Source organism: Actinopolymorpha cephalotaxi, from assembly GCF_013408535.1.
Classification (GTDB): Bacteria; Actinomycetota; Actinomycetes; order Propionibacteriales; family Actinopolymorphaceae; genus Actinopolymorpha; species Actinopolymorpha cephalotaxi.
In genome coordinates, this window is sequence record NZ_JACBZA010000001.1 from 6,740,155 (window position 1) to 6,751,850 (window position 11,696).

Below are 11,696 nucleotides of genomic sequence, written 5' to 3' on the forward strand. Positions count from 1 at the left end.
GTCCCGCCCGGGTACGCGAGGTCGGCCCGGATGTGGGTGGGACGGCATGGCGCGGGCGGTGCCCGACACGGTGCCCGGGACGGGGGCCGCGGGCCGGAGTCGCGACGTCCCGTCGAAGATGGTGCGGTGCGACTTCGTGACGACTCCGGGCTGCCCGGCCACCGCGACGAGCCCGACGGGGCCGACAGGCCGGACGGGACAGACGAGCCCGGCCTGTCCGACGCGCCGGTCGGCGTGGGCCCGTGGGAGGGGCCCTGGCCCGACGACCCGCGCTACGACCCCGAGCTGCTGGAGCAGGGCGACCGGCGAAACGTCGTCGACCGCTACCGCTACTGGCGCCGGGAGGCGGTGGTCGCCGACCTGGACACGCACCGGCACGACTTCCACGTCGCGGTGGAGAACTGGCAGCACGACCTGAACATCGGCTCGGTCGTGCGTACCGCGAACGCGTTCCTCGCCCGGGAGGTCCACGTGGTAGGCCGGCGGCGCTGGAACCGCCGCGGCGCGATGGTGACCGACCGGTACCAGCACGTACGCCATCATCCCGACGTCGACGCGCTGGCGGCGTGGGCCGCGGAGCGCGACCTGCCGTTGCTCGGCGTGGACAACCTGCCCGGTGCCGTCGAACTGGAGACGTACGAACTGCCTCGGGCGTGCGTGCTGCTGTTCGGGCAGGAGGGCCCGGGCCTGTCCGAGCCGGCGCGGCGGGCGTGCACCGACGTACTTTCCATCGCGCAGTACGGCTCGACCCGCTCGGTCAACGCGGGCGCGGCCGCGGCGGTGGCGATGCACGCGTGGGTACGCCGGCACCGGTACGGCCAGCAGACCTCGCCTCAGACCTCGTCCACCAGGTCGGCGACGGAGTCGACCACCAGCGACGGGCGGTAGGGGTAGCGCCCGATGTCCTCGCGCCGGGTGACCCCGGACAGCACCAGCACGGTACGCAGCCCGGCCTCGATGCCGGAGATGACGTCGGTGTCCATCCGGTCGCCCACCATCGCGGTGGTCTCCGAGTGCGCCTCGATGCGGTTGAGCGCGCTGCGCATCATCAGCGGGTTGGGCTTGCCGACGAAGTAGGGCTCGACGCCGGTCGCCTTGGTGATCAGCGCGGCCACCGCGCCGGTCGCCGGCAGCGGGCCCTCCGGCGAGGGGCCGACCGTGTCGGGGTTGGTGGCCAGGAACCGCGCGCCGCGCTCGACCAGCCGGATGGCGGTGGTGATGGTGGAGAAGCTGTACGTGCGGGTCTCGCCGAGTACGACGTAGTCGGGGTTGCGGTCGGTGAGGACGTACCCCATGCCGTGCAGGGCGGTGATCAGCCCCGCCTCGCCGATCACGAACGCGCTGCCCCCGGGCGCCTGGTCGGCGAGGAACGCGGCGGTCGCCAGCGCGGACGTCCAGATCAGGTCCTCGCTGACGTCCAGCCCCACCGCCTGCAGCCGGGCGCTCAGGTCGCGCGCGGTGTAGATCGAGTTGTTGGTGAGGACGAGGAACCGTTTGCCCGACTCGCGCAGCCGGGAGATGAACTCCGGTGCGCCGGGGACGGGATGGCCCTCGTGGACGAGCACGCCGTCCATGTCGGCGAGCCAGCACTCGACCGGCCTGCGTTCGGACACCTCGCCACCTCCGGATCGGGGACCCCGCGCGCCTACCGTAGCCGGAGCGGACCGGCCCGGGGCGCGCCGAGGTCCTCCGATCACGACCGGCCCCGTACGGCTCAGCTCCCGATCAGCTCTGCCCGCAGGTCCGGCAGGTGCCGCGCCGGCGCAGGTGGTACGCCAGCGTGGCGGCGGCGAGCCCGGCGCCCCACAGCGGCCACAGCAGTTCGGGGCCCAGGGTGGCCCACCACTGCTGGGAAAACTCCGGACGCCAGATCAGCCGCCAGTACGCCAGCCCGGCCGCGGTGACGATCACCGACACCAGCGTCGCGGGGACGATCGCGACCTTCGGCGGCACGGTCCGTCCGGCCCGGAACCACAGCCAGCGCGGGTAGATCTCGCCCCAGCGCTGGACGAGCCCCAGGGTGAGGGCCGCGCCGAGGATGCCGAGCGAGCCGAGCGCAGCGCCCGCCATCCACAGGCCGTCCTCCTTGCCCTGGCGGTAGAACTCCTGGTCGATGCCGAGCGGCAGGCCGAGCGCCCACGCCCACCGGGTGCCGGCGTAGACGAGGGGAACGACCACGGCCAGCCCGACCGCCCAGCGCCCCCACCTCGCGGCGGTCGCGGGCGTGGTCCAGCGGGAGACCCGCCCGGCCGTACGCCCACAGGCCAGGCAGGCGGCGCGGTACCGGCGGGCGGTGGCCAACGCCAGCCCGGCCCAGGCCAGGCCGCCGAGCACGAACACCGCCTGCTGGGTGACGGTCCACAGCCCCGGGTCGCCCAGGTGCGGCATCGAGGAGCCGGTGACCAGGACGTAGAGGCCGACCCCGGTGAGGATCGGCGCGTACGCCACCAGCATCAGCACCCGCCGGTCGGGGACGACCACCAGCAGGGCCAGCGCGGTGACCGCGGCGTACGCGACGAACGCCGGCGCGGCCCGGCCGAGGGTGCGATCGGCCGCCAGGAACCGGGTGGCCACCAGGCCGAGCACCGCGCCGAGGATCCCGAAGGCGGCCAGGGCGGGCGCGGCGACGCCGGCCGGCACCGAACCGAGGGCCGACTCGTACGGCACGGGGTCGTGGCCGGGCCCGAACGGGAAGCCGGGTCCGCCGGCGGTCCAGAACAGACCGAGTACGGCGTAGAGGGCGGACCAGGCGGTGGCGGCGTACCCCAGCCGGACCGGCCAGGCCACGGGCATGCCGCCCGAGGCCGACGTCGAGCCAGGTGCTGCTGCAGGGGCGGGTGCGCCCGAAGCCGGGCCGGGTGCGGGTGTGAACGCCGGTGCGGGCGGTCGTCTGCTCATGCCGTCCAGCCTCGTCGCGCGGACGGCCCGGCACCTCTGCCGAACGGCCGACCGAGTGGGCCCGCAGGTGGCCCGGCATCAGCCGAAGGTCGTAGCGGCGGGCGCGATCTCCCCGGACCGGCCGGCGTGGTGGACCGATGGCCGGTCCCGGGGAGATCGGTATGCGCCGGAGCGGATCCGCCTCCGAAATCCGCTCCGGCGCCGGGCCGGCGGAGGTCCCCCGCACCACCGGCCGGCAGCACCAGCACGACACTCCGGGGCCTGCGGTCGCCCCCTCCAGCGATCGCGTGGCTCGTCGGGCGTACGGCATGGTGCTCGGCGAAATGTCAGTTCGGCGCGGGCCGTCGTTTCGAACCGGCAGTGGCCGCTGCCAGGGGCCCGGGCGGCTGCCGCGATGGCCACCTTCGGCCATCGCGAGATGACCATAGCGGTCCGGTAGCGGTGCCGGAACCCGGGGTTACCGGATTGTCGGACAAAAAGTGACCTTCTCGTTTCGGAACGTCACCTTTCGCCTCCCGGCAGTCCTCCCTCGCCGCGTGGCCGGTCCGGTGGCGACAGGCCGGACGATCAGGTCTAACGTGTGCGCAATGCGGACAGTGACCGAGCGGGAACTCATAGCGGCGTTCGTGGCGCTCGCGGGGTCGCCGGACGACCAGGGCGCCGCCGACCGGGGGACCGACGACCGGGACGCCGACGGCCACCTCGGGTCGCTCGTCCGCGGTGCCACGTCGCTGCTGGACGTCGGCGCGGCCGGGGTCCTGCTCGCCGACGACGACGGGACGCTGGGCGTCGCCGCCTCCTCCGACGACGTGGTCGCCCAGGTCGAGGCCGCCGCGCTGGCCGGGCCGGACGGTCCGGGCGTGGACTGCTACCGCACGTTCGCCGCGGTCGGCACCCCCGACCTGGGCTCGGCTCTGGACCGGTGGCCGCGGTTCGCGGCGCTGGCGCTCGGCGCCGGATACACCGGTACGTACGCCGTGCCGTTGCGGGTGCCGGGCGCGGTGATCGGCGCCGTCACCCTCCACCGCACCGCATCCGCGACCGAGCTCGCGACCGGTTCTGCGACCGCGACCTGGCCCGGCGACGACGCGCTGACGCTCGCCCAGGGGCTGGCCGACGTCGCCGCCGCCACTGTCGTACGCGAGCGGGCACTGCGGCACTCCGGCGTGCTGGCCCAGCAGCTGCGGTCGGCGCTGGACAGCAGGGTGGTGATCGAGCAGGCCAAGGGCATCCTCGCCGAGCGCGGCGGGTTCGGGGTGGACGCGGCGTTCACCCAGCTGCGTGGGTACGCCCGGCGCAACCGCATCCGGCTGGCAGACCTCGCCGACGGGATCGTCGACGGCACGGTCGACACCCGCCCGGTGCTGGGACGCCCGGCGACGGCGGTGCGCGGGCGGAAGTAGGCGACCGCTCACCGCCACCGCTTCACCGCCGGGACAGGCCGAGCGCCGAACGCGCGACGCCGGCCCAGCGGTCGGCCGGGACCGCACCCGCGCGAACTCCCCGGTCCAGGCCCGACTCACCGAGGATCCGGCCGGCCGCCGACCTGCCCGCCACCTCGGCGACCACGGTGCGCGCCGGTTGGTCCGGGCACCGGAACGCCTCGGCCAGCATGGCGTACAGCAGCCGCCGAACGCGCCGCCCTGTGAGCCCGGGGCGGGGCCGCACCCGCAGATGCGCGGAGTCCACCGACGGCGCGGGCGTGAACGCCGCAGCCCGGACCCGGCGTACGACCCGCAGTTCGTACGCGGCCCCCCACCAGGCGGTCTCCAGGTCGCGGGGCGCCGCACGGCTGACGCGCTGGGCGAAGCCCCACTCGATCACCAGGTCGGCGGCGGCCAGGCTGCTCCCGCCGCCGTTCGCGTCCGTCAGCAGCCGGCGCAACAGCAGGGTGGACAGGTCGTACGGAATGGACGCGACCACCTGGAACGGCCGCCCTGGCAGCGGCACTCTCGTCAGGTCGCCGGCCACCACCCGGACGTTCGGATGGTCGCCGAACCTGCGCTCCAGCCGGGCGAGGAATCCGGGGTCGCGTTCGATGGCGAGGACCCGGGCGCCGGTGCGCGCGAGTGGGGCGGTGAGCGTGCCCGGGCCGGCGCCGAGGTCCAGGACGAGGGAGTCCGGCCCGAGGGCGGCGGACTCGACCAGGCCGCGCACCGCCGTACCGGACCGCAGCAGGTGGATCCCGTGGTGGTTGGCGGTGGACGGACGGCGGTCGGTACGACGGTCGGTACGACGGGCAGGGGTGGACGAGCGGGGCGTGCGGGCAGGCATGACGTCCTCGAGATGTGCGCTGCGGATGGGAGCCTTGGGAAGAGGCCCCACCGAGAGCTCTCGGGAGGTCGGAAAACACCTGGTCGGCCTGAGACCAGAAGGCCAGAAGGCCGGATGGCCAGATGGCAGGGTCGGGCCGAAGACGCCGGCCCGGAAAAACGCCCAGGTCAGCGTGCGGACGCCTGGGTCAGACCGTCACCGAGAGGTCGGCGGGGCGGTGAACCGCAGGCGGACGAACAGCGCGTTGAACGCACACATGGGCGCGACCCTAGTGCGGGTACGCGACGGCCCGCGACCGAATATCCGGTCGAGGGCCAAGGCGATCCGCCGGCGCTCCAGGGGTACCAGGCGTTCAAGGTGTACGAGAGGGACGAGACCTCAGCCCGCGTCGGTCTGGGTGACCTTGGACAGCCCGCGCGGTGCGTCGGGGTCCAGGCCGAGCCGGCGGGCGAGGCTCTCCACCATCAGCTGCCCGGGCACGACCGTGGCCAGCGGCGCCACCATCTCCGGCAGGTCGGGGCCCGGGACCGACAGCGCGCACGCGGCGCCGAACGCCGCGTCGCCGCCGATCCCGATCGTGGTGGCGCCCCGGCGGGCGAGGTCGGTGGCGACCTCGGTGAGGCCGCCCACCACCGGGCCGTCCTTCGCCGCGACCACGATCGCGGCCACGTCGGCGTCGACGACCGCGATCGGGCCGTGCCGCAGATCGGCGTACGACAGACCGCGGACCGGCCGCAGGCAGGTCTCCTCCAGCTTCAGCGCCACCTCCAGCGCGGTGCCGAACAGCAGCCCGCGCCCGGACACCAGCGTCTCCGCCGACTTCGCGAGCTGGGCCGCCGCCGCGTCCACGCCCTCCCGCCGCTCGACCAGCGCGGACATCTGCGCGGGCACCCGGGCCAGGTCGGCGTCCAGGGAGGTCGGGTCCGGCGCCAGGGCGGTGGCCAGGACGGCCATCGCGGTGAGCTGGGTGGTGTAGGTCTTGGTGGCGGGTACGGCGAGCTCGCGGCCGGCGTCGGTGGCCAGGGTCAGGTCGGCACCCCGGGCCAGCGAGCTCTCGCCGTCGTTGGTCACCGCGACCGTCCGGGCGCCGCGCCCGGCCGCCCACTCCTGGGTCTCCACGATCTCGCGGGTCTCACCGGACTGCGAGACGCACACGACCAGCGCGTCGGTGAGGTCGACCTCGGCGTGGTAGTGGGTGGCGATGCTCGGCGCGGCCAGTCCCGCCATCCGGTGGGCGTGGGTCTCCACCAGGTAGCGGCCGTAGACGCAGGCGTTGTCGGAGGACCCGCGGGCGACGAACAGGATGTGGCGGGTGCCCTCAGCGAGGCGGTGCAGCTCGCCGCGCAGCGGACGGAGACCGTCCAGGGTCCGGGCAACCGCCTCCGGCTGCTCAGCGATCTCCCGGGCCATCTGGGTGGTCATGCGGCGGCTCCGAAATCATCAGCGAGGCTCGTGTGTGGGCGTACCCCGTGATGGCGCCGTCGTGGCACGATGCTCGCGACGATGCTGCTCACGGTGTCGGAGCGACCCTAGAACGCCTCGTGGGCGGCCCGGACGGGAGGTGCCGACGGTGGACGAACGTCACCGGGTGGTCACCGACGGTCCGGTGCCCAAACACGCGCAGCTGCGGCGGATCCTGGAGTCGCTGATCGAGGCCGAGCTCGCCCCGGACGCGCCGATCCCGTCCGAACGCGACCTGATGGCCCTGCACCGGGTGTCCCGGATGACGGTGCGGGAGGCGATTGGCCAGCTGGTCACCGAGGGCCGTCTCTACCGAGTCCGGGGCAAGGGCACCTTCGTCGCGGCACCCCGGGTCGACTCGATGCTGGAGCTCACGTCGTTCACCGAGGACATGCGCCGGCGTGGCCACGAGCCGGCGACCGTGGTGCTGCGCTCGATCGAGGCCGTTCCGCCGGCCCCGGTCCGCCGCGCGCTGGGGCTGACCGCGGCCCAGACGGCCTACCGCGTCGAACGCCTGCGGATCGCCGACGGCGTGCCGATGGCGCTGGAGGACGGGTGGTACGCCGCCGACCGGGCGCCCGGCCTGCTCGACCGTGACCTGTCCCAGTCGCTGTACGCCGTACTCTCCCGGTCCTACGGCGTGGTGATCGACGCGGCCAAGCAGACCCTGCGCTCGGAGGTGGCCGACGCGCAGACCGCCCGGATTCTCGGCGTCACCGTCGGCGCCCCGCTGCTGGCGCTGGACCGCACCTCCACCGCCGGCGGCCGTCCGGTCGAACAGATCACCTCGTGGTACCGCGGCGACCGCTACCAGGTGCACATCGACCTCGCCCGGGCCAGTGACGCCGGCCGGGTGCCCTGGCAGCCGGCCCGCTGATCCGCGCCCGGGAGGCGTCCCGGCACGCGCCGCGACGCGCTGAGCCGGAGGGTGGCCTGCCCGGGCACGGTCGGCTCGGCGATACTTGGCGTGAGCAGGACCGACAGACCAGTTCGAGGAGCGCCCATGCCTGTTGCCACGCCTGAGGCCTACGCCGAGATGCTCGACCGCGCCAAGGAGGGCGCGTTCGCATACCCGGCCATCAACGTCACCTCGTCGCAGACGCTGAACGCAGCGCTCCGAGGGTTCGCCGAGGCGGAGAGCGACGGCATCGTCCAGGTCTCCACCGGCGGCGCGGAGTTCCTGTCCGGTTCCACGGTGAAGAACATGGTCACCGGCGCGGCCGCGTTCGCGGCGTACGCCCGTGAGGTCGCCAAGGGCTACCCCGTCAACATCGCCCTGCACACCGACCACTGCCCGAAGGACAAGCTGGACAAGTTCGTCCGGCCGTTGCTCGAGCTGTCGGCGGAGCGGGTGAAGCGCGGCGAGGAGCCGCTGTTCCAGTCGCACATGTGGGACGGCTCGGCCGTGCCGCTGGAGGAGAACCTCCAGATCGCCAAGGACCTGCTGGCCAAGGCCGCCGCGGCCCGGATCATCCTCGAGATCGAGGTCGGAGTGGTCGGTGGTGAGGAGGACGGCATCGTCGGCGCGATCGACGACAAGCTCTACACCACGGTCGGCGACGGCATGCGCACGGCCGAGGAGCTCGGCCTGGGCGAGCACGGCCGCTACATCACCGCGCTGACGTTCGGCAACGTGCACGGCGTCTACAAGCCGGGCAACGTCAAGCTGCGCCCGGAGATCCTGAAGGAGATCCAGGAGGCGGTCGGCGCGAAGTACGGCAAGGACAAGCCGTTCGACCTGGTCTTCCACGGCGGCTCAGGCTCGCTGCTGGAGGAGATCCGCTCCGCGCTCGACTTCGGCGTGGTGAAGATGAACATCGACACCGACACGCAGTACGCCTACACCCGCGGCGTGGTCGACCACATGTTCCGCAACTACGAGGGCGTGCTGAAGATCGACGGCGAGGTCGGCGACAAGAAGGCGTACGACCCGCGTGCGTACGGCAAGGCCGCCGAGGCGACGATGGCCAAGCGGGTCTCCGAGGCCTGCGAGAACCTCCGCTCGACCGGTACGACGCTCGGGAAGTGACGCCGCCGGGCCGGCCCTTCGCCGGGCCGGCCGAGTAGGTGTGTGAAGGAGCCGGGAGGGTGTCCACCGTCCTGGCTCCTTCGCGTTCCGGGCCGGTGTGGCGCGGGCTGGGGCGGTGGCCGGGAGGCCACCTTCGCCGCGCCGTGTCACCTTCTTGTCGCCGTGGGATGCAACGTTTACCGTGCCGTTTGATCAACGTTTACCGGCAGCGTGGTACGACGGCCGCATCCGGCCACGATTACCGGGAACTCTCCCCGCTTGGAGTATTGCGCGCGTTTCGTCAGGTCCGCGAAACTTAATGGACAGCGGCGACGCTTCGGACGACCCGGTAATCCCGGGCCTACGAGGGGCGTCGCCGCGACTATGTCCACGTCGTCTTCGTTGCCGGAGCGTGAAGACCCGCGGTGGTCAGGGCCACCCGGTCCTTTCACGCTTCGCGTGGGAGGGGTGCGCGCGGGGGGAAGTGTGAAGCCCGGCGGTGGTCAGGGCCACCCGGAAGATTCACGCTTTCCGGGACCGGCGCGAATGATCCTGGTGTCGTGCGGCACCGGTCCCTGGCTACCCGGGTAGGGCGCTCGGACCGGGCAGGCGGACCGGGCGGCGCGGGCAGGCACCCACGCAGACGGCAGGATGGGCCCATGAGCATGAACCTGCTGGGCGAGCCGCCCGCCACCGAACTCCCGGAGGACACCGCCGCGCGCGCCGCCCTGGACGAGGGCACGGAAGCCGCCGACGTCGCCCGCGCCCACCCGACGTACTCCCTTGCCTGGGCGATCCTCGCCGAGCGTGCGCTCGCCGAGGGGCGCGACCTGGACGCCTACGCGTACGCCCGGGTCGGCTACCACCGCGGCCTGGACTCGCTGCGGCGCAGCGGGTGGCGCGGCCACGGTCCGGTGCCGTGGGAGCACGTGCCCAACCGCGGCTTCCTCCGCGCGCTCGGCGCGCTGGCCAAGGCGGCGGGTTCGATCGGCGAGAGGGACGAGGCCGAACGCTGCTCGACCTTCCTGGCCGAGTCCAGCGCCACCGCCGCCAAGGAACTCGGCCTGGCCGGCTGACCCGTCAGGTCAGGAAACGCCGACGGCCTCGTCGAGCGCGGCCTGCTCGTCCGCGGTGAGCACCAGATCGGCCGCTGCCGCGGAGTCGCGGGCGGTCTCCGGGCGGCTGGAACCCGGGATCGGGAACACCACCGGCGAGGTGGCCAGCATCCACGCCAGGCAGACGCGCTGCGGGCTGACGTCGTGCGCCCCGGCCACTTCCTCGAACGCCGCGAACTTGTCGCCGAGGTCGGCAGCGCCGCTGATGCCGCCGAGCGGGCTCCACGGCAGGAACGCGATGCCGATCTCGTCGCACAGGTCCAGCTCGGGCCGGCTGCTGACGAACGCGGGGGAGTACTGGTTCTGCACCGAGGCCAGCCGCCCGCCGAGGATCTCCTGGGCCTGCCGGATCTGGTCCGGGTCGGCGTTGGAGATCCCGGCCATCGCGATCTTGCCGGCGTCCAGCAGGTCGCGGAGCGCGCCGACGGACTCCGCGTACGGCACCTTGGGGTCCGGCCGGTGGAACTGGTACAGCCCGATCGCGTCCACGCCCAGCCGGCGCAGCGACGCCTCGCAGGCCTCGCGAAGGTGTTCGGGTGAACCGTCCAGCGTCCAGGAGCCGTCGCCGGGGCGCAGGGCGCCGCCCTTGGTGGCCACCAGGACGTCGGAGGCGTTGCCGCCGTACGACTTCAGGGCCTTCGCGATGAGCGACTCGTTGTGACCCACCTCGTCGGCGTGCTGGTGGTAGGCGTCGGCGGTGTCGATCAGCGTGACGCCCGCGTCCAGGGCCGCGTGGATGGTGGCGATGCCGCGAGCCTCGTCGGGGCGGCCCTCGATGGACATCGGCATTCCGCCGAGCCCGATGGCGCTGACCTGGACGTCGCCGAGTTGACGCAGTTGCATGTGTGACCTTCCGCTGTCTTCGGGTGGGGGTGTGGCCGGTGAGAGGGGCGCGCCGTCAGCTGCTGGCGGGGACGATCACCCGCAGGCGCTGGGGTACGACGTTCCAGGTGCACCGGCGTTCGGAGCCGCTGTCCTGGCCGTCGGAGTTGAGCCGGAAGCGCTGGCCCGCCACGCTCACCCGGCGCGCCCGCACCGTCACCGTGTCGTTGTTGTCGCCGGTGTTGTCGTGGCCGAGCTTCAGTGCCCTGCGGGCCCGGGCGATCGGATCGACCGCGAAGTTGACCACCACGTCGACGTACCCGTCGGCGCGCTCGGCATCCGTAGCCGACCGGTCCGGGTCCGGCCCGCCGCCCGGGCCGGCAGCGCCCTCGGCCGCTCCGTCCGCCGACGTGTAGTTGGTGACGGCGACCTGGAGTACGGGCCGGTCGAAGTCGGTGACCACCCGGTCGTCGGCCTCGATCCGGACGTGGAACGGCCGGGCCCGCGGGTGGTCCGCGTCGTGCAGGGCGTGCAGCGCGGACAGCACGGGAATCCCGGCCAGGCCCGCCCCGTTGGCGCCGCCCGGGCCGTCGGTGGCGGCCTCCCCGCTCGCGGACCGCATCGGCCAGATCCGCGGCCGGTGGGACCGTCCGCTGACGCCGAGGTGGACGGTGCTCACCACGATGTCGCCGCGGCAGTCCTCCAGCAGGTCGAACCGGCGTTCCACACCGTGGAGCACGACGTCGGCGGCTCGTGCCGGGTCGCCGGGAATGCCCGCCGACCGCGCGAAGTCCGATTCCGGACCGTCCGGGAGGATCGCGAGGACCGCGGCGTCGAGTTCGTTGCGCTTGTGCAGGGCGCCGACCACGGTGTGCAGGTCGCTGTCGCCGCCGGCCACCACGATCTTGCGGCCGCCGCGGCGGTGCAGGGCGCCGTCCAGGTCGCCCGGCATGGATACCTTGCAGACATGGACGTCTGCCTGTCTGCGCAGGACGCCGATGGCCTCCATGATCGCGTCCGGGATCCCCTGTCCGCCCGAACCATCACCGTCCGGGTTGGTCACCACGAGCAGGGACTCCACGTCCGGCACCCTACCGTCACTGCCTCGAAGAGGCTGG

The 11,696-nt window shown here is 73.4% G+C and carries 11 protein-coding genes; 5 read left to right on the plus strand and 6 right to left on the minus strand.

Going from position 1 to position 11,696, the window contains the following annotated elements:
* The first annotated feature begins 213 nt into the window (after positions 1-213).
* Entirely contained in the window at positions 214-888 is a 675-nt protein-coding gene (locus FHR37_RS30190) for a TrmH family RNA methyltransferase (RefSeq protein WP_202818269.1), read from the plus strand.
* Here FHR37_RS30190 and FHR37_RS30195 read toward each other — a convergent pair.
* Together FHR37_RS30195 and FHR37_RS30200 are read right to left on the minus strand one after the other, a co-directional pair.
* Positions 834-1,574 carry an HAD-IIA family hydrolase gene (locus FHR37_RS30195; protein ID WP_175542683.1) on the minus strand — a complete coding sequence of 247 codons (741 nt, stop codon included), beginning with the start codon at positions 1,572-1,574 and terminating at the stop codon, positions 834-836. The genes FHR37_RS30190 and FHR37_RS30195 overlap by 55 nt on opposite strands.
* A 151-nt stretch (positions 1,575-1,725) precedes the next feature.
* On the minus strand, positions 1,726-2,898 hold the full coding sequence (locus FHR37_RS30200; RefSeq protein ID WP_139239091.1) for a hypothetical protein: 1,173 nt from the start codon (positions 2,896-2,898) through the stop codon (positions 1,726-1,728).
* A gap of 587 nt (positions 2,899-3,485) precedes the next feature.
* On the opposite strand from FHR37_RS30200, the gene FHR37_RS30205 reads away from it, so the two are divergent.
* Positions 3,486-4,301 (plus strand): GAF and ANTAR domain-containing protein, encoded by an 816-nt coding sequence (locus tag FHR37_RS30205; protein ID WP_092886151.1) that lies wholly within the window; start codon positions 3,486-3,488, stop codon positions 4,299-4,301.
* A gap of 22 nt (positions 4,302-4,323) precedes the next feature.
* Here FHR37_RS30205 and FHR37_RS30210 read toward each other — a convergent pair whose 3' ends face one another.
* Both FHR37_RS30210 and FHR37_RS30215 read right to left on the minus strand, forming a co-directional pair.
* Positions 4,324-5,172 (minus strand): rRNA adenine N-6-methyltransferase family protein, encoded by an 849-nt coding sequence (locus FHR37_RS30210; RefSeq protein ID WP_092886153.1) that lies wholly within the window; start codon positions 5,170-5,172, stop codon positions 4,324-4,326.
* 378 nt (positions 5,173-5,550) lie between these two features.
* Positions 5,551-6,594: an SIS domain-containing protein gene (locus tag FHR37_RS30215; protein ID WP_175542674.1), complete on the minus strand. Its 1,044-nt coding sequence runs from the start codon at positions 6,592-6,594 to the stop codon at positions 5,551-5,553.
* A gap of 148 nt (positions 6,595-6,742) precedes the next feature.
* On the opposite strand from FHR37_RS30215, the gene FHR37_RS30220 reads away from it, so the two are divergent.
* From FHR37_RS30220 to FHR37_RS30230, 3 genes are all read left to right on the plus strand, one after another.
* A complete protein-coding gene (locus FHR37_RS30220) occupies positions 6,743-7,510 on the plus strand; it encodes a GntR family transcriptional regulator (RefSeq protein ID WP_092886323.1) in 768 nt (255 codons plus the stop codon).
* A 126-nt stretch (positions 7,511-7,636) separates the two neighbouring features.
* Positions 7,637-8,662 (plus strand): class II fructose-bisphosphate aldolase, encoded by a 1,026-nt coding sequence (gene fbaA / locus FHR37_RS30225; protein ID WP_092886155.1) that lies wholly within the window; start codon positions 7,637-7,639, stop codon positions 8,660-8,662.
* A 638-nt stretch (positions 8,663-9,300) separates the two neighbouring features.
* Positions 9,301-9,717, plus strand: coding sequence for a DUF3151 domain-containing protein (locus FHR37_RS30230; RefSeq protein ID WP_092886157.1), 417 nt, complete (start codon positions 9,301-9,303; stop codon positions 9,715-9,717).
* Between the two features lie 9 nt (positions 9,718-9,726).
* On the opposite strand, the gene FHR37_RS30235 is transcribed toward FHR37_RS30230, so the two are convergent.
* Together FHR37_RS30235 and FHR37_RS30240 are read right to left on the minus strand one after the other, a co-directional pair.
* Positions 9,727-10,599, minus strand: a complete 873-nt coding sequence (locus FHR37_RS30235; RefSeq protein ID WP_092886159.1) for an aldo/keto reductase — start codon at positions 10,597-10,599, stop codon at positions 9,727-9,729.
* Between the two features lie 55 nt (positions 10,600-10,654).
* Positions 10,655-11,659, minus strand: a complete 1,005-nt coding sequence (locus tag FHR37_RS30240; RefSeq protein ID WP_175542676.1) for a diacylglycerol/lipid kinase family protein — start codon at positions 11,657-11,659, stop codon at positions 10,655-10,657.
* Positions 11,660-11,696: the final 37 nt, after the last annotated feature.